The sequence below is a fragment of the Pedobacter africanus genome (genome assembly GCF_040548825.1).
Taxonomy (GTDB): Bacteria; Bacteroidota; Bacteroidia; order Sphingobacteriales; family Sphingobacteriaceae; genus Pedobacter; species Pedobacter africanus_A.
On record NZ_JBEPSL010000001.1, the window covers coordinates 1,330,728 to 1,348,906 of the forward strand.

An 18,179-nucleotide genomic window follows, 5' to 3' on the forward strand; every position below is an offset into this window, starting at 1 on the left:
TGTATAAAATTATAGGTTATTAATAATGGCTTTTTCCAGGAATGAGCAGGTCGTTTTTCTGTGCTGTACAAACAGCATAACTAAAGCCCTGCTGAATGGCATAGGCACCGTACTCGCCTTTTTTGTTTAAGGCCAGGAAGCCAACCTGTATCTTTTTGGCGGTTTCGGGTTTTTTCCTGATGATCCTCATTACGGCTTCTTTGCAGGCATCTTCGGGAGAGTATCCCTGCCGCATCAACTCTACCACCAGGAAGCTGCCCACATTGCGGATCACTTCCTCGCCAACACCGGTTGAAGTTGCGCCGCCAATTTCATTGTCTACATACAGGCCAGCACCGATAATCGGACTGTCACCCACACGTCCGTGCAGTTTATAGGCCATACCACTGGTGGTACACGCTCCGGAAAGATTTCCTTTGGCATCAAGGGCCAGCATGCCAATGGTATCGTGGTTGTATTGATTTCCCGGGAGTTTGGTAGGGGCAGCTTTGTCGTAGAGCTTGTTCTCGATATTCATGACCGGCTCATATTTTGCTGTTTTGAGCCATTCTTTCCATGCACCTTCGCTTTCTTTGGTAAGCAGGTTCTGTTTTTTAAATCCATTCTCCAGCGCAAACTGCAGGGCACCGTCACCAACCAGCATTACATGCGGGGTTTTTTCCATCACCAGGCGGGCTACAGAAATGGGATGCATGATGTGTTCCAGACCTGCAACTGAACCACAATTGCCCAATTCATCCATAATACAAGCGTCCAGTGTAACATGACCATCCCTGTCGGGCAATCCACCGTAACCCACAGACTGGTTTTTGGGATCTGCTTCGGGAACATGAACTCCCTTTTCTACCGCATCAAGAGCTCTTCCGCCAGAAGAAAGGACTTTCCAGGCAGCTTTGTTGGCTGCAACGCCGAAATCCCAGGTTGAGATGACTATAGGCCTGGTACCGGTATTTACAGCAGGTGGAGCAAATGCTGCGATATTTTTTTTATCAATCATCAGCAAAGATGCTGATACTGCTGTTGTTTTTATGAATTTTCGGCGATTGAACATTGTGCGGCTTAAATGATCTTAAAATTATCAGCATCCTTTAAAAAAGGAAAGCTTTCGCGGGTTTTAACAAGCTCCTCGTATCCTATACTGAAAGTATAGAGGTCCTCATCTTCAGGTTTGTAATAAACCGTTTTCCCCATGGGGTCCAGGCACATGGAATGTCCGCTGTAATAAACTTCTTTTCCATCGTGGCCCATGCGGTTTGTGGCAATCACATAACACTGGTTTTCAATGGCACGAGCGGGAATAAGCGCCTTCCAGTGAGCAGACCTTTTATCGGGCCAGCTGGCCACAAGCAACAGGATGTCGTACTCCTCATTCTGGTTGCGTAACCATACCGGAAAGCGAAGGTCATAACATATCGCGAGGCGTATTTTCCAGCCTTTTAATTCAACAATTACCCTGTCATTTCCGGGGGTGTAATTTTTATCTTCTTCACCCAGTCCAAACAGGTGTCTTTTATCGTAATGGCTGGAACTTCCATCCGGCTGCATCCAGATGAGGCGGTTATAATAATGTTCGTTTTCTTTGATGATCAGACTGCCCGTTACCACACATTCATATTTATCAGCGATCCCAGCCATCCACTGCATGGTTTTTCCGTTCATTTCTTCGGCAAGCTCAGCAGCGTTCATGCTAAAGCCTGTATTGAACATTTCCGGTAAAACGATCAGGTCTGTTTTCTCTTTTACGCCCATAGATAGCCGTAAAGACAAGTTTTGTAGGTTCTTATCAATATTTTCCCAGAATAGATAGGCCTGGAAACTGGTGACTTTAAGGTTACTTATATTTGGACTTTCCATTATATTAGTTTATAGGGATATGGATTATAATTTCATTAGTCTTTCAACGGCTTTTTCCAGGGTTTCTTGTTTTTTTGCGAAACAAAAGCGCAATACCTGATGATCAGTGCCTTTTGTATAGAAGGCTGAAACAGGTACACTGGCTACGCCATGCGTTTTTACCAGCTTTACCGCCATATCTGTATCTTTTTCCTGGTTCAGGTGCGCATAGCTAACGCATTGAAAATAAGATCCATTACAAGGTAGTAATTTAAAACTGGTTTCAGAAAGGAGGGAACGGAAGAAATCACGTTTCTCCTGAAAAAATGCAGACAAACCCAAATAGGTATCTGTGTCCTTAAGATAATTGGCTATTCCAACCTGCATGGGGGTATTTACGCTAAAGACGTTAAACTGATGCACCTTTCTGAACTCTTTGGTCAGCCATTCCGGGGCCAGGCAATAGCCCAGTTTCCAGCCTGTAGCATGCAGCAATTTTCCGAATGAAGCGGTAATGAAACTCCTTTCCCTTAATTCGGGATATAAGGCAATACTCTGGTGTTTCAGACCATCAAATATGATGTGTTCATAAACCTCATCACTTAAAATCAATACATCCGTATTTTTGGTGAGTTTGGTTAGTGCTTTGATGTCTTTTTCTGACAAAGTACAACCGGTAGGGTTTTGCGGGCTGTTCAGAATGATCATTTTGGTATTGGCGGTAAACAATTTCTTTACCATTTCCCAATCTATTTCATAATTTGGCGGCGCCAGCTCATAAGGTTTAACCAAACCGCCGAGTAATTTTACTGTTGGGGCATAACAATCGTAGGCCGGTTCAAAAATGATCACCTCATCTCCCGAATTGATCACGGCGCTTAAAGCTGTAAAAATAGCCTGGGTTCCACCCGCTGTAATGGTTACTTCGGTATCAGGATGATAGTTAGCACCATATAAATTGCTCACTTTTTCGGCAATCAAAGTTCTCAGTTCCGGAAGGCCCGGCATAGGGGCGTACTGGTTAAACCCATTTTTCATAGCCTCGTTTACCAGGGCAATCAGTTTAGGGTCGCAATCATAGTCAGGGAAGCCCTGCGAAAGATTAATGGCCTGGTGTGTATCGGCCAGTTTGGACATTACAGAAAAAATGGTAGTGCCCGTATGTGGTAATTTTGATTGTATAGATATCATGCTTCAACGAAAATAGAAATAAAATATTTATCCCTTTATATCAGATTTATTTAATAATTTCAGCCTGCTATGAGTTTTAAGACAAAAGAGAGCAAACTGTTGCTCGTTTTAGGATCCTTTTTTGTTGCCAATGCTATTTTGTCCGAGTTTATCGGCGTTAAAATATTCACCGTTGAGGGAACACTGGGAATAAAACAATTTGACATCAGTTTGCTCGGTGTACCTAATTTGTCTTTTAACATGTCGGCCGGTGTACTGACCTGGCCATTGATCTTTATCATGACTGACATTATCAATGAGTATTATGGGGTTAGGCAGGTCCGGTTTTTATCCGTATTAACAGCGATTTTAATTTCCTATGCCTTTATTATTGTAGGGGCAGCCATGCACCTTACTCCCTCCGGGTTCTGGGTAAACCAAAACATTAACGGACAGCCCGTAAACATGAATGCTGCCTTTGCGGGTATATTCGGACAGGGTATGTGGATTATTGTGGGTTCCATCATTGCTTTTTTGGTAGGACAGATTGCCGATGTACTGATCTTTCACCGCATTAAAAAGATTACCGGTGATAAAGCGCTGTGGCTGCGTGCTACCGGTTCAACACTGGTTTCACAATGCATAGATAGCTTTGTGGTAATCTTTATCGCATTTTACCTGAACCCACAATACAACTGGAGCTGGCAAATGGTGGCTGCCATTGGCCTGGTAAACTACACCTATAAGTTTATTGTAGCCATTTTGATGACCCCGATATTGTACATGGTTCATGGCATTATCGATGGTTACCTGGGCCGTGATCTGGCCCAGCGGATGATCAAAATGGCTGGCAGGAGGTAGTGTGGGGCTTAAGGCCTGTTGACTTCCAGGATCTTAAATTCTTGTATACCATCGGGCATTTCCCAGTTGATACTATCACCGGTCCTGTAGCCAAAAAGCGCAATGCCAATGGGTGCAAATACGGATACTTTCTGTACTTTAATGTTTGCCTCTTCGGGCATAACCAGTGTGAAGGTAAACTCTTTACCCGTTTTTACATTTGCTATCCGCGCTTCTGATTTCAGGCAAACTACATCGCCAGGAAGCTCTTCTTCCGAATAAATGGTGGCCGATTTAAGTTCTGCCTGTAGCTTTTCTTTATTGTAAGCGCTCATGTTTGATTTTTCCAGGTGTTCCTTTAAAAGCTTGAAATCGCTTTTTGATAGTGATAATGATTTTGTTTCCATGATTGTAATGTATTAATGTGTTTGAACAGATGCCCGTAGCAAGCGGGCAAAAAATGAAAGCTATAAGGCCCTCAGATTAAAAAATTAAATAGAATGATTGATCAGAAAATTTCTGAGCCCCTGAATCGAAAAAAGGTAAAAGGAAGGATTCGGGGCTTAACTGATAAAGTCTTTACTCGTTGTCTGAAAGGTAAAGCCGAGTGGATAGTTCTCTCTGGAGAACTTTTTGAACAGGGCATAAGCATGCAACTGACTTCTGTTGTAAGTCACAATTATTGCTTTATGAATCCCTTTTTGTCCCATTTCCGCTAAGGTCGTTAGCTTTTTTCAGAATTCAAAGGAAAATGAGCATCCTTAAGCTTTTATCCGCCGATCGAACACAAAAGTCTCTGATTTTAACAATTTAATGGCATTAAATTCCGGGTGGAGTGGATTGATCAGGTAATTGTATTCTGCATTGATGATAGAAGAGGGAACTTTTAATATAGCAGATTTGTTATTCTTTATCCATTCTTCACCTAATTGCTGGGTAAGGGGCATATGCTGAAATTCAGTCCAGTTTGCAGGTAATTTTTTTTGATCAATATTAAGAATGCAGATGTCGTCTGGTATTTGGATGGTCATTACTTTAAAGGATTGGTTCAGCCCGATCTGGTTCCTGTGCACCACGTTTTCCAGGCAGGCAAGTGAGCGGGAAGAGGCCGTGTAGATCATTTCTATATCGTTAGGATTCCAGCGTGCCGCCCTTCCTGAGGCCGTTAGTTTAACAGCATATTTAGCCAGGCAAATACGGAATACCTGCATCTTACGCTAAATCGCCGTATTCAATCCTGATCAGTTCTTCTTCGATAAGAGAAATGCCTGTAATGGTATCCATCAGATCGAAAGGAACCTGATTTCCTAAGCCATAGGCAGGCATATTTAGCCATTGGTGGAAAGTTTTGGCGGAACCGAAAATTTCTATACCCTTGTCAAATAAAGAAAATGACTTTAAAAGCTTTTCACTTAAAGCAGCATCCAGTTTTGAGGAATTGCTGATATAATTCTGTATGGTTTTGACATTGGTTTTGAAGGTATCCTGAAATTCTTCTTTGCTGAAGCCCGAAAGATTTAAAAAATCGAGAGCTGCCTTTGCTGATAAACCTTTTTTTGAACTGGTAAGTAAGCTGATGGGATTGTCATATAAAGATTGATATGGTGCAATCAAAGCAGATTCAGCGACTATAGAAACTTTTGCTTTTGTTTTATAAGGTTTTGGTGTAGCGGCCATATCACATGCTATTTAGTGTATATGCAAATATAAGAAAAAATTCCTTTTGTTGTGGAATATTTTCTTCATCAGGCCGTTAGTTGTTTTTTGACCCTTTGAAGAAAATAATCGAGATCAAAGGGTTTACTGATAAAGTCATCCGCACAGGCTTCTTCCAATACGGATTTTTCGGCAGCATGGGCGGACATAATAATTATAGGTATATGGAGTGTATCGCTGTTTGTTTTTAAATTTCGGCAAATGCTAATTCCGTTGCCATCGGGAAGCATAACATCTAAAATAATCAAATCAGGCTTATTATCTTTTATTCCCTGGTCAAACTCTTTGGCACTGCCAAAGGATTCTACCTCGTAATTTTCATCTCTCAACAGGTATTCTACAATAAATCTAATGTCTTCATCATCTTCAACAATGTGTATACGTTTTGCCATAAGTAAATTGTGATTCTTCTCTAATTAAATTCAGGTACCCTGCAAAAACAACCCATTTGGGCGCTAAAAGTTTTAAAAACAAAAAAGTTTAAACAGAAAAAATGTAATAGAGGGTAAGTTCTGTGCGTTTAATTGCAAAATAATATATATTTGGCTCAAATTAAAAATTCAAAACAAGAGAGGCTGCTCAGGCGGCTTCTTAACAATTAAAAGAAAACATGGAAAAATTCTCAAAAGTTAAAGAATTGTTAGCTTCAGTTGAAGCAGATGCTGAAAAATTTTATAGCGCAGGTAACAACGCTGCAGGTACAAGAGTACGTAAAGCTATGCAAGATTTAAAAGTTCTTGCTCAGGAGATCCGTACAGAAGTTACTGAAAAGAAAAACAGCGGTAAATAATAACCTTTGAAAAAATCAGCAGCCAGGTTCTGGCTGCTGATTTTTTATTTTTTTAATATGTCCTATACACCCAATTCCTCCCGGTATTCAAAAATGGAATACCGTCGCTGTGGCAATAGCGGGTTAAAGCTATCTGCCATTTCTTTGGGGTTATGGCATAACTTTGGCCATGTTGACCAGCTGGAAAATTGCAGCAACATTTTAAAACTGGCTTTTGATAACGGCATTACGCATTTTGACCTGGCCAACAATTACGGACCACCTCCGGGCTCGGCCGAAGAGAATTTTGGCCGTTTATTAAAACGAAATTTCTCTGGTTACAGAGATGAAATGATCATTTCTACAAAAGCAGGATATACCATGTGGGAGGGACCATATGGCGATTGGGGCTCCAAAAAATACCTGGTATCCAGTCTGGACCAGAGCTTAAAGCGAATGAACCTTTCTTATGTAGATATTTTCTACCATCATCGTCCAGATCCTGAAACCCCGATTGAAGAGACCATGTCGGCGCTCGACCTCATTGTCAGGCAAGGCAAAGCCTTGTATGTGGGCATTTCCAATTACAAACCGGCAGAAGCGGCCCAGGCAATTCAGATTTTAAAGGAACTGGGAACGCCTTGTCTCATTCATCAGCCCAAATATTCGATGTATGAACGCTGGATTGAAGATGGCTTACTTGATCTTTTGGGGAACGAGGGTGTAGGATGTATTCCTTTTTCGCCACTGGCGCAAGGGATGCTTACCGATAAATATTTGAAGGGCATTCCGTCCGGTTCCAGAGCAGCCAAAGCGCATGGATTTTTAAAAGCCGAGCAGGTTACACCCGAGAAAATTAACCAGCTGCAGCAACTGAATGCACTTGCGGCAGAACGGGGACAAAAATTGGCCCAGATGGCCTTGTCCTGGATACTTCGCGATCGGCGCATTACTTCAGTACTGGTTGGGGCAAGCAGACCTGAGCAGCTTGCGGATTCCTTAAAATGCCTGGATAATATTACATTCAGCCAGGCAGAACTGGATAAAATAGATCGTATCCTTTGATTTATTTCTATATTTAGGGATGGAACCATCACAAAAATTACCAATTCTAGATGGTGTTGAACTCCGTGTACTGGGTGTACTCATGGAGAAGTCGAAAACAACACCGGAATATTACCCAATGACTATCAATGCTATCACTCTGGCCTGCAATCAGAAAACTTCCCGAAAGCCGGTGGTTCAATACGACGAACAGACGGTAACACTGGCCCTGGATACGCTTAAAAGAAAAAGCCTGGTATCTACAGCAACCGGAGGCTCCAGTCGCAGTGTAAAATATAAGCACAATTTTGCCATTGTATTTCCCGTATTGCCACAGGAAGTTGCCATCATGTGTTTGCTGATGTTGAGGGGACCGCAAACACCAGGTGAGCTAAATACCAATTCGGGGAGGATGTTCGAGTTTGAATCCCTTGACGAAGTACAATCAGTATTGGAAAGACTTTCCGATCCGGAAATGCCCTATGTAGTCCAATTGCCCAAACGTGCTGGTCAAAAGGAGGTACGTTATATGCATTTGTTATGCGGTGAACCAGACCTAAGCCAGATTGACCAGCAGGAAGAGGGATACAGTAAACCAGCAGGTGAGCTAGAAATAAGGCTAGCTAAAGTGGAAGAAGAGCTAGCTGAATTGAAAGAAGCCTTTGAAAAATTAATGAAAGAGTTGATGTAATGTCTGCTGATCAGAACGGTAATACATAAAAAATCATTGTGAAGATATAGCTTGGCGCTAGATGCAGCTTAAGCTATGGTCTCTTCTGTCAAAATGATCATCTAAATCCCCATTATATTCATTATAGGACGGGCTGTCTATTGTTTTCAGGTCTGCTTTAGCATCCCGTTCGGCGATTTCAGTCAGCAGCTGATTAAATTTTTCTAAAAGGACAATATACTTATTCATCCAAAAATGAACTGAGTTTTCGCTACTGTTATTTTTGAAATCCTTTGAATCAATAAATTCTCTTGATGTCTGGATTTTTGCTTTTGCAAATTCTTCAGGAAATTCGTTAGCGAAATCATGGCCAATCGCCTGACCTATTTTACAAATGGTTTCCAGATTTAAATGGCCATGTTCAAACCAGTTATAAATGGAGGTTCTACTTACATGTAGTATTCTTGAGAGTTCGCTGATTCCGATTTTGGTGCGTACTATCCGTTCGATAATATCCCCCTTGTTTGAATTCATTAGTAAATAGTTTAAATGATACTTAATTCTATTATCTAAATGTTGAGATCAGAGGGATGGACTAATCTAATAGAAAGTTAAAAAAAAAATACCATAATTAGAAAAAAAATTAATAATTGTTAAAGGTATTTCGAATTTAGCGCTACCTAAATATGCTATCCGATTGTGTATACAGATAAATAAAGCACATTTTTCTCAAAATTTTGACAATTTTAAATGATTATTTGTATAATAAATGTAAACCAAGATGTACAAACCGTACAATTAAAATTACAACTTTAAAAAAAGCTTATCTTCTTGAGATATATTGCATAGCTTTATTTAATAAAATTAATTGAAGACAAAAAAATCTGATAAAATAAAAGGGAAAGTAACCCGCGTGTGAAAGTATGTAGCGGGAGTGGGGATTAGGATTATGATGTCAATCTGATGATGTAACTGCCTTCAATTTGAAATCTGTTCATGTAACTGATGTAGCGAAGCTATACAGAAACAAAGGCTATTCTTTATAAAAGCAAACTTTATATTATTTTCTCATAAGGAAATAAAAATTCTTATAATCTAGGTGCAAGCACAGTTTTATTATGAATAAGATAAAAGTACAGCCCAAGATTGCTATTATAGGGCTGGGATATGTAGGTTTACCTCTGGCTGTAGCATTTGCAAAGAAATATAAGGTGTTCGGCTTTGATATCGACGCATTGCGGATATCAGCACTTAATTCAGGAATGGATCAGACATTTGAAGTAAGCAATGCTGAATTAAACCAGGTGCTTACACAGAATTGTAGTTCAACGTTCGGACTCTATTGTACCAATGAGCTAGACAAAATAAGCAGTTGTACCATTTATATTGTTACAGTGCCTACACCTGTAGATAAGAATAACCATCCGGATCTGACACCACTTTTAAAAGCAAGTGCAACTGTTGGACAGGTGTTAAAAAAAGGAGATATAGTGATCTATGAATCTACTGTGTACCCAGGAGTTACCGAAGAAGAATGTATCCCCATCTTAACTAAGATATCGGGTTTAGCCTATAATGTAGATTTTTTTGCAGGTTATTCGCCAGAGCGCATTAACCCCGGTGATAAAAGCAGGACTGTAGTTGACATTCTTAAAATAACTTCAGGATCTACTGCTGAAACGGCTGAAATAGTTGACCAGCTTTACCATTCTGTTATCCTTGCAGGAACGTACAAAGTCTCTTCGATCAGAGTTGCAGAGGCAGCAAAAATTATCGAAAATGCACAGAGGGATATTAATATCGCTTTTGTTAATGAACTGGCGATGATCTTTAACCGCCTGGGCATTAATACTACGGAAGTTTTAGACGCAGCCGCTACAAAGTGGAATTTTCTAAACTTCCGACCAGGACTGGTTGGTGGGCATTGCATAGGAGTTGATCCCTACTATCTGGCACAGAAAGCCCAGGAAGTAGGTTATCATCCGGAAATCATTCTGGCTGGGAGACGGGTGAACGACGGGATGGGGGCCTATGTTGCCGATCAGCTCATTAAACAAATGGTCCGGAAAAACATTCATATTATAGGCGCCAAAGTACTCATCCTGGGCTTCACCTTTAAAGAGAACTGTCCGGATGTACGCAACACCAAAGTTATCGACATCATCAATCGCCTAAAGGAGTATCAGATACAGGTTACCGTTCATGATCCCTGGGCAAATGTAGCACTCGCCATGCATGAATATGGAATTATATGTGAAAATGGTGAATCAAAGACCAGAAAATATGATGGGGTAGTGCTGGCAGTAGCGCATCAGGAATTTAAGTCCATTGATATAAAAAGTTTATGTAAAAAAAACAGCGTCATATATGATGTGAAATCAGTACTGCCGGATAAATCGGCAGATTCCAGCTTGTAAGGACCATGAACTTAGGTAGTAAAACAATATATGGAGTATTATGGTCAATTGGCCAGGAAATGAGTTCCAAATTTATCAGTTTTTTTATCACCATTGTTTTGGCCAGGCTTTTGTCTCCCGCCGAATTTGGCCTGATTGCTATGCTGTCTGTTTTTATTGCTGTTGGAAATTCCCTGCTGGACAGTGGGCTAAGTTCTTCGTTAATCCGTACGCCGGTGGTAACGCAAAAAGACTGCTCCACAGTGTTCTATTTTAATTTGGCGGGAAGCCTGGTGATTTACACTATTTTGTTCTTTTCTGCCCCTTTAATTGCATTATTCTATCATCAACCGGTATTGATAAATGTGATCAGGATATATGGTATCGCCTTAATTATCAATGCTTTTTTTGGAATTCAGCAAACTTTGCTTGTAAAAGAAATGAAGTTTAAAGTAATGACCATGATTCAACTTCCTTCGGTCATCTGCGGCGGGATTTTAGGAATTGTGCTGGCACAGAGGGGATATGGAGTTTGGAGCCTTGTATGGATGAACCTGCTGAACCCTTTAATATCAACGGTATTGCATTGGTGGTATTCTGCCTGGCGACCCGTTATATTGTTTAATCTGCATAGCTTGAAAAAACATTTCGACTATGGTTACAAGCTGACTTTGTCTGGATTGATTGACAATGTATACCAGAATATCTATACTATACTGATTGGTAAATTTTATGCACCTGCTCAACTGGGCTTTTATTCCAGGGCCGAATCGATCAGCCAATTGCCTGTAGGTATCCTGTCCTCCGCCATTAATAAAGTTACTTTTCCCATGTTTGTTAAAATTGCAGACGATAAAGAACAATTGGTAAACGTCTATAAAAAAGTAATGTTGCAAGTGCTTTTCTGGATGGCCCCTTCGATGGTATTCCTGAGCGTTATTGCGGAACCGCTATTTCGGCTGGTGCTGACGGATAAATGGCTGCCTGCCGTTCCCTATTTCCGCATTTTATGTATATGCGGAATTATGTATCCGGTGCACGCCTACAACCTCAATATTTTAAAAGTGAAAGGACAAACCAACTTGTTCCTGAAGCTTGAAATTGTAAAAAAGATACTCTGTATTGTTGGTATTTACGGTGTCTTTCCTTTCGGTATTTACGGTTTACTGTATTTTCAATTGTTTTTTAGTTTTTTTAGTTTCTACATTAATTCCATTTACAGTGGCCGGTTTATTGATTATCCTTTTTTGAAACAGATAGAAGATATTCTGCCAATCCTGCTTATATCCTGCGCATTGGGACTAGGCTGTTACCTGCTTGACAAAAACGTTTTTTACGCTTTCGGCCTAAACGATTTGTTCAGGATCATTGCAACTGCAGTCTTATTTTTTTCCTGCTATTTCGGATTTGGTTTCCTGGTCAAATTATCCGCTGTTGCAGACTTCAGATACATTTTGCAGGCAAGACCATAAAAATTAAATATAAATCTGAATATGAGAAAAAATATCAAGGTAAGTATCTGCTGCCTGACTTACAATCATGAACGCTACATTGCAAAGGCTATAGAAGGTTTTGTAATGCAAAAAACTAATTTTCCGTTTGAAATTATCATTGGAGAAGATTGCTCTACAGACCGTACCAGGTTAATTTTGGAGGAATATAAGTCGAGATACCCAGATCAGATACGTCTAATTACTTCTGCGTCCAATGTTGGTGCTAATGTTAACGCCGTCCGGGTTTTCAAAGCTGCAGGAGCTGAATATATTGCTATATGCGATGGAGATGACTACTGGACAGATCCTTTGAAACTGCAAAAGCAAATTGATTTTCTTGATCAAAATGAAGATTATGTGATGTGCGGACACTATTCAAAACGAATTTCAGAAAATGATGAAGTACACTATATGAATTTTAACCCCATACCATTGAGTTATTCATTTGATGATGTAATGTCGGGAAGTAAGACAGAAATATCTACGTTAACCATTGTTTTTAGAAACACTAAGGAAATTCAGGAAATGTTTGATACGGAATGGTTTTTAAAGTGCAATGCACCCGACAAATTTATTAAACTCTATACCACCTTTGTGTCTGGAAAACGTATATACATTATGCCCGAAACAATGAGTTGTTACAGGCAACATAGAGGGGGAATGTGGAGTTCATTAGCGCCCCATGTTTTAAAACAGAAAGAGCTAAACGATCTGTATACTATGGTCAATATTTTTAACTATACCTGGATCCAAAAAACCAAATTGTTCTTCCTTTACCTAAAAAAATATTTTCTTTTTGAGTTAAGGAAACGTGGACTGCAGGAAACGCTGGGTACCATCAGAACCATATTGTGATGAACAATAAGCTGTTTTTTGTGATCAACAGTCTTCAAAGAGGCGGAGCTGAACGGGCCATATCAATAGTCTCAAATGCACTGTATCAGCAGAATTTTGAGGTCACTATCGTTTGTCTTAATGACGCCGATATTGCGTTTGCAATTTTGCCGGAGGTGAAGGTAGTCAGTCTGTTGAAAAAACGGAAGCAGGAAAATCCGTTGAACAGATTGTGGTATGCGGGATTGCTTTATACAAGGTTAATTAGGCTGTTAATGAAAGAAAAGCCGTTTTACGTTGTTTCTTTTATGACTACTTCCAATTTATGGACGGGTTTAGCCTGCCTTTTAACCAGAATACCCTTTGTCGTATCTGAACATACTACTCCCGACATTACACTTAATACTTTCAATTATTTTTTTCGAAAATTGTCATATCACATCTACCGAAAATCAACCGCAGTTGTGGTTCCTTCAATAGGTATCGCTGAACGGATCAAACAAAGTAATTCCTTTAGAAAATTAAATAATTTTAAACTCATTAGAAATCCCATAAATGAATTTCCAGAGCCCTCTGATTGGAAGGTAAATGATAAAAAATTTATTCTGGGCGTAGGCAGGTTGTCTTTTGTCAAGGGTTTTGACATTTTAATTGAGGCCTACAATAACATTAATAATACGGGTATTGACCTGGTGATTGCCGGAGATGGAGCCGAATATGAAAGTCTGAAAATTCAGATAGAAAAACTGAACTTAACGGGCAGGGTGAAACTGGTTGGATCGAAGGACAACTTACAGGATTATTATCATCAGGCGGAGTTGTTTGTTTTGCCCTCAAGAAATGAAGGATATCCTGTTGCACTTACAGAGGCTATGAGTTTTGGATGTGCTTGCGTAGCGGTAAACTGTGATTTTGGTCCTTCAGAAATAATAGAAAATGAATTCAACGGATTACTTGTCGAACAAAACAATATAGGTAAACTAAGTAAGGCTATTGATGATTTGTTGCTTAACCATAGTTTAAGAAAGAAAATTTCAGCCAACGCACAATTGATTAACGAGGCAAATTCCGTAAAAAATATAGCAGGCTATTGGCGAGGTCTGCTATTGAACCTGCCTTAGTCTTGAAAAATGAAATTATGGAAAGCTATTTAAGGAAAGATATTATCGGCTGGGATACTGAAAACTGGTCGAGGGCATTACCTTTTTGGGAAAGCTTCGGAAAAGTCAACACAACTTCCAAGGAGTGCTTAGAGATTGGGGCATATGGCGGTGGTTTGTCTTTATGGCTGGCCTTAAACAAAAACAAGGTTGTTTGTTCAAACTTAAATAAACCGGACGCAAATACCCAGCAGGTCCATCGGAAATACAAATGTCATTCCAATATACAGTATGAAGCTATCGACGCTACTGCTATTCCCTATACGGATCAATTTGATTACATCGTATTTAAATCTATTTTAGGCGGTATCAACGACGGGGATCCCGACATAAAGGTTAAAGTGATCAATGAGATGTACAAATCACTTAAACCGGGAGGCAAATTATTATTTGCCGAAAACCTCGACGCTTCCATTTTTCATAAGATCTTGAGGAGGTGGTTTGGTACAAAAAACTGGAATTATCTTAAATTGAGTGATGTAGGAACGGTATTCTCGTCATTCGCAAAACTGGATTATACTACCATTGGTTTCTTTGGTTGTATGGGTAGAAACGAATACCAGCGTATCATGCTTGGGAAATTAGACCGGCTGTTTGATGCTATCATCCCAAGTGCAAGCCGATATATTATTATCGGTGTAGCTACAAAATAGTGATAGGATGAATTATAATAAATAGAAAAAATGTTGGCTAAGCGGATTTTTGACATTGTATTGGCAGCAATCGGACTGATTGTATTTGCCCCCCTTTTTATGCTGATAAGTGTATTAGTGCGCCTGGATTCCAAAGGCGACATCTACTACAGGCAAATAAGAGTGGGCAGGAATATGCAGGATTTCTGCCTGTATAAGTTTCGTAGCATGTACGTTCATGCTGAAGATGAAAAATTGCTTACTGTTGGCGGAAAAGATGTCAGAATAACCAAAATCGGGCGTTTGCTCAGAAAATACAAGCTTGATGAATTGCCACAACTGTTCAACATCTTAAGAGGTGACATGAGCTTTGTAGGGCCACGTCCGGAAGTGAGAAAGTACGTAAATTTATATGACGAGGCCCAAATGCAGGTATTGTCGGTTAAACCTGGAATCACCGATTGGGCATCCATTCAGTTTTATGATGAAAATGAGATGCTCGAACAGGTAGATGATCCTGAGTCATTTTACATACATGAGTTGATACCGCAAAAAATTAGTCAGAACCTCCGGTACATAAGGAACCATGACATATGGACAGATGTTAAAATCATATGGTTAACACTTAAGCGGACATTTGCATGAAGCGGAAAATTTTTTTTGTGATGACAGCACTGAAAGATGGCGGGTCTGAAAGGGTGTTTTGGCTGTTATGTCAGGGTTTTAATAAAGCGCTATATGATGTAAATTTGGTGCTGATTGATTCAGATAAGACCGCATTTTCCAGAGATTTACCAGGAGTAAACATTGTTGATCTGAATACCAAGAAAGCCTCCAGGTCCTTTTTCAGTTTATATAAATTATTTAAAAAGGAAAAGCCATTTGCAGTTTTCTCCACTACAGATCACATCAATATACTGGTTTCCTTTGTTTCCCTGTTTGTTAAGATTCCAAAACTAATTGCCCGGGCGTCAAACAATCCCCATCAGATGAAACAGTATGAGGGGTTTAAAGCCAGGTTCTGGTCCTTATTTACCCGTTTTAGCTATAGAAGATATCAGGTAATTGTGTGTCAGACACGAGAAATGAAAAATTCAGTGCTTTCTGAATATCACCTTGATCCTGGCCGATTGGTCATTATTCCAAATCCAGTATTGTATACCAGTGTACTCAAGGAATTAAAAGTCAGCTATAAAATTGCTGAGTGCAAAAAGATATTGGTTATTGCCCGGATGTCGAAAGAGAAAGGGTTGGAGCGTCTACTGGATGTTTTTTCGGAACTGCCAGGCACCTATACTTTAAATATTGCAGGGGATGGCCCGTTAAAGCGTGTATTGCAGGAAAAGATAAAAAAATTAAAGTTGAGCAAAAGGGTGCGTTTATTGGGTAGTATAACTGACGTTATTCACATACTGCCCCAGTATGACTGTGTGGTACTCAGCTCCTATACAGAAGGGTTTCCAAATGTAATCTTAGAGTCGTTGTCGGCAGGTATTCCTGTGGTAAGCTTTCGGGTTGGTGGGGTAAACGGATTGTTAAAAGATGGTTTTAATGGTTATATCGTAGAGCAAAATGACCTGAATGCTTTCAAAGAAAGGATCATCACCACATGTAATCAAGTATGGGATTTTGCAGCAATTAAGGCTGATGTTTTCAGTAAATATGCTTTGGATAAAGTAGTGCCTGAATATGAATGTTTATTAGAATGAATCCTCTAATCTTAACCAGGAGTAGTTATGTGTGGTATTTACGGTTCTACCATTAAGTACAGTGATGAGGTCATTTGCGAAAAATTGGCCCGTGTTGATTTTCGTGGTCCGGATTTTTCCGGCTTTAAACAGTTGGACGGCCTTACTTTAGGACACAACAGGTTGTCGATTATTGATCTGGATCCGCGTTCGAATCAGCCTTTCGGCTACTTACATCTTCAGATTGTTTTTAATGGCGAAATCTACAATTACCTGGAAGTAAGAAAAGAGCTGAAACAACAGGGGTACCAGTTCAGAACAGGTTCTGATACCGAAGTGATCTGTGTGGCGTATCTGGCTTATGGTGCAAATTGTGTACAACATTTTAACGGAATGTTTGCTTTCGTGATTTACGATTCTGTGAAGAAAGAATTGTTTGGTGCCAGGGATCGTTTAGGTAAAAAACCATTTTATTACAGCCATTCCGGACAATCCTTTGAATTCGCAAGTCAGCCAGGTCAACTCAGCATAGGAAGGAAATTAACCATAGATGAAACTGCGATCCATGAATATCTGGTTTGGAACAACATTCCGGAACCCAGATCTATTTATCTGGAAGTGAAGAAATTACCCGCCGGCCATCGTTTTACTTTTGATCTTTTTAGTGGTAAACTAAACATCAGCAAGTACTGGGATCTGGACTACAACTGCGAAAACAAGTTTACCGGCAGTTATCAGACTGCCAGGGAGGAGCTTTCGAGCCTGCTAACAGATGCTGTGAAGATAAGGATGTTTGCCGACGTACCGCTAGGCGTTTTTTTATCCGGAGGAATAGATTCCTCGCTGATAACAGCGTTGGCGGTACAGCAGGTTGAAAATGTAAAAACATTTTCGGTTAAATTCAATGAAAACGGTTTTGATGAAAGTGTCTATGCCGAAAAAGTAGCCAAACACCTGGGAACCCACCATCACACCATAACCTGCGATTATCATGAAGGAATAGACCTGATAGAAAATTTATCGAGGTATTACGATGAGCCTTTTGCCGATGCCAGTGCAATCCCAAGCTTATTGCTCAGCAAACACACCCGGAAACATGTTACCGTAGCTTTAAGCGGAGATGCCGGCGACGAAGCTTTTCTAGGCTATCATCGCTATAAATGGATAAACAATGTGCAATTGTTGTTTGGCCTTCCATTGCCTGTCAGGAAAGCAATTGCTTCGCTTGTTGCGCTTTCTCCAAAATACCGGCATAAGCTTATTGCTATGGGGATTTCTATGCCTACCATCACAGCACTTTATGTTAAAATATTTGGCGGCATGGAAAATTCATGGGTGTTAAATAATGATACGGACTTGGCTAATGAGATGATGTATATTCTGAATAATCGGTTAAAGCCATTGTTGGAAAGGGTCTCAGATTTTGACATCAAAACCTATTTAAACGGCGACATCAACACAAAGGTAGATCGGGCTTCAATGGCTTTTTCTCTGGAATCAAGGTCGCCATTGATGGATTACCGGATTATTGAATTTTCACGTACACTGCCAACAGATTTTAAATTTTACAAAGGCAATCAAAAAAGAATTTTAAAAGACCTGCTTTTTGAACATGTACCTGCTCATTTTTTTGACAGGCCAAAGGCGGGCTTCACTATGCCTTTCCAGCATTGGTTCAGAAAAGAGTTGAAAACTTATGTTCAGGATAACCTTTCGGAACGAGAACTTCATAATATTCCTGGTATCAATATACCAAGGACCCGGGAAATTATAGAGGAGCATTTGTCTGGCAGATGGAATCGTTATCCCCAGATCTGGAAACTACTGGTGCTGGCCCAATGGCTTAAAGGTCAGAAAAAAACAGCACAAACCCCTAGCGGCATATTGGGTTAAGCCAGAATCTATGGTAGCTTAAAATTGTCCCGCCAAATTCA

General features: G+C 40.1%; 20 protein-coding genes. 12 read left to right on the forward strand and 8 right to left on the reverse strand.

Annotation, left to right across the window (positions count from 1 at the left end; all coding sequences use genetic code 11):
• Positions 1–19: 19 nt before the first annotated feature.
• From ABIE26_RS05400 to ABIE26_RS05410, 3 genes are all read right to left on the reverse strand, one after another.
• Positions 20–997, reverse strand: a complete 978-nt coding sequence (locus ABIE26_RS05400; RefSeq protein ID WP_409035652.1) for a N(4)-(beta-N-acetylglucosaminyl)-L-asparaginase — start codon at positions 995–997, stop codon at positions 20–22.
• A gap of 62 nt (positions 998–1,059) precedes the next feature.
• The gene (locus ABIE26_RS05405; protein WP_310139194.1) at positions 1,060–1,854 is read right to left on the reverse strand and encodes a nitrilase family protein; all 795 of its coding nucleotides are present in this window, start codon (positions 1,852–1,854) and stop codon (positions 1,060–1,062) included.
• 24 nt (positions 1,855–1,878) lie between these two features.
• Positions 1,879–3,024: a methionine aminotransferase gene (locus ABIE26_RS05410; RefSeq protein WP_310139192.1), complete on the reverse strand. Its 1,146-nt coding sequence runs from the start codon at positions 3,022–3,024 to the stop codon at positions 1,879–1,881.
• A 69-nt stretch (positions 3,025–3,093) separates the two neighbouring features.
• Between ABIE26_RS05410 and ABIE26_RS05415 the strand changes: the two genes are divergently transcribed.
• On the forward strand, positions 3,094–3,864 hold the full coding sequence (locus ABIE26_RS05415) for a queuosine precursor transporter (RefSeq protein WP_310139189.1): 771 nt from the start codon (positions 3,094–3,096) through the stop codon (positions 3,862–3,864).
• An 8-nt stretch (positions 3,865–3,872) separates the two neighbouring features.
• On the opposite strand, the gene ABIE26_RS05420 is transcribed toward ABIE26_RS05415, so the two are convergent.
• The 4 genes from ABIE26_RS05420 to ABIE26_RS05435 form a co-directional block, all read right to left on the reverse strand.
• The gene (locus ABIE26_RS05420) at positions 3,873–4,250 is read right to left on the reverse strand and encodes a GreA/GreB family elongation factor (protein ID WP_310139187.1); all 378 of its coding nucleotides are present in this window, start codon (positions 4,248–4,250) and stop codon (positions 3,873–3,875) included.
• Between the two features lie 354 nt (positions 4,251–4,604).
• On the reverse strand, positions 4,605–5,054 hold the full coding sequence (locus tag ABIE26_RS05425; RefSeq protein ID WP_310139185.1) for an RES family NAD+ phosphorylase: 450 nt from the start codon (positions 5,052–5,054) through the stop codon (positions 4,605–4,607).
• Between the two features lies 1 nt (position 5,055).
• On the reverse strand, positions 5,056–5,520 hold the full coding sequence (gene parS, locus ABIE26_RS05430; protein ID WP_310139184.1) for a type II RES/Xre toxin-antitoxin system antitoxin: 465 nt from the start codon (positions 5,518–5,520) through the stop codon (positions 5,056–5,058).
• Positions 5,521–5,588: 68 nt separating this feature from the next.
• Entirely contained in the window at positions 5,589–5,951 is a 363-nt protein-coding gene (locus ABIE26_RS05435) for a response regulator transcription factor (protein WP_310139182.1), read from the reverse strand.
• Positions 5,952–6,169: 218 nt separating this feature from the next.
• Here ABIE26_RS05435 and ABIE26_RS05440 point away from each other — a divergent pair, with 218 nt between their 5' ends.
• Genes ABIE26_RS05440 through ABIE26_RS05450 form a run of 3 tightly spaced genes read left to right on the forward strand, consistent with a single transcriptional unit; the run spans position 6,170 to position 8,063 of the window.
• Complete coding sequence (locus ABIE26_RS05440; RefSeq protein ID WP_310139180.1) at positions 6,170–6,349, forward strand: histone H1; 180 nt, start codon at positions 6,170–6,172, stop codon at positions 6,347–6,349.
• Between the two features lie 57 nt (positions 6,350–6,406).
• Positions 6,407–7,393 (forward strand): L-glyceraldehyde 3-phosphate reductase, encoded by a 987-nt coding sequence (mgrA, locus tag ABIE26_RS05445; protein ID WP_310141486.1) that lies wholly within the window; start codon positions 6,407–6,409, stop codon positions 7,391–7,393.
• A gap of 19 nt (positions 7,394–7,412) precedes the next feature.
• Entirely contained in the window at positions 7,413–8,063 is a 651-nt protein-coding gene (locus ABIE26_RS05450; RefSeq protein WP_310139177.1) for a YceH family protein, read from the forward strand.
• Positions 8,064–8,120: 57 nt separating this feature from the next.
• Here the strand turns inward: ABIE26_RS05450 and ABIE26_RS05455 are convergent, their stop codons facing one another.
• A complete protein-coding gene (locus ABIE26_RS05455; RefSeq protein ID WP_310139174.1) occupies positions 8,121–8,576 on the reverse strand; it encodes a hypothetical protein in 456 nt (151 codons plus the stop codon).
• Positions 8,577–9,160: 584 nt separating this feature from the next.
• Here ABIE26_RS05455 and ABIE26_RS05460 point away from each other — a divergent pair.
• From ABIE26_RS05460 to asnB, 8 genes are read left to right on the forward strand one after another with little or no spacing between them, the layout of a single operon-like run.
• Positions 9,161–10,459: a nucleotide sugar dehydrogenase gene (locus ABIE26_RS05460; RefSeq protein WP_310139171.1), complete on the forward strand. Its 1,299-nt coding sequence runs from the start codon at positions 9,161–9,163 to the stop codon at positions 10,457–10,459.
• A 5-nt stretch (positions 10,460–10,464) separates the two neighbouring features.
• Positions 10,465–11,910: a lipopolysaccharide biosynthesis protein gene (locus tag ABIE26_RS05465; protein WP_310139167.1), complete on the forward strand. Its 1,446-nt coding sequence runs from the start codon at positions 10,465–10,467 to the stop codon at positions 11,908–11,910.
• 21 nt (positions 11,911–11,931) lie between these two features.
• Positions 11,932–12,786, forward strand: coding sequence for a glycosyltransferase family 2 protein (locus ABIE26_RS05470; protein ID WP_310139166.1), 855 nt, complete (start codon positions 11,932–11,934; stop codon positions 12,784–12,786).
• On the forward strand, positions 12,786–13,886 hold the full coding sequence (locus tag ABIE26_RS05475; protein WP_310139163.1) for a glycosyltransferase: 1,101 nt from the start codon (positions 12,786–12,788) through the stop codon (positions 13,884–13,886). The genes ABIE26_RS05470 and ABIE26_RS05475 overlap by 1 nt, the downstream gene beginning before the upstream one ends.
• 17 nt (positions 13,887–13,903) lie before the next feature.
• The gene (locus ABIE26_RS05480) at positions 13,904–14,578 is read left to right on the forward strand and encodes a class I SAM-dependent methyltransferase (RefSeq protein WP_310139162.1); all 675 of its coding nucleotides are present in this window, start codon (positions 13,904–13,906) and stop codon (positions 14,576–14,578) included.
• A 30-nt stretch (positions 14,579–14,608) separates the two neighbouring features.
• Positions 14,609–15,202, forward strand: a complete 594-nt coding sequence (locus tag ABIE26_RS05485) for a sugar transferase (protein ID WP_310139160.1) — start codon at positions 14,609–14,611, stop codon at positions 15,200–15,202.
• Complete coding sequence (locus ABIE26_RS05490; protein WP_310139158.1) at positions 15,199–16,266, forward strand: glycosyltransferase; 1,068 nt, start codon at positions 15,199–15,201, stop codon at positions 16,264–16,266. The genes ABIE26_RS05485 and ABIE26_RS05490 overlap by 4 nt, the downstream gene beginning before the upstream one ends.
• 27 nt (positions 16,267–16,293) lie before the next feature.
• Positions 16,294–18,138: an asparagine synthase (glutamine-hydrolyzing) gene (gene asnB / locus ABIE26_RS05495; protein ID WP_310139157.1), complete on the forward strand. Its 1,845-nt coding sequence runs from the start codon at positions 16,294–16,296 to the stop codon at positions 18,136–18,138.
• Positions 18,139–18,179 lie beyond the last annotated feature (41 nt).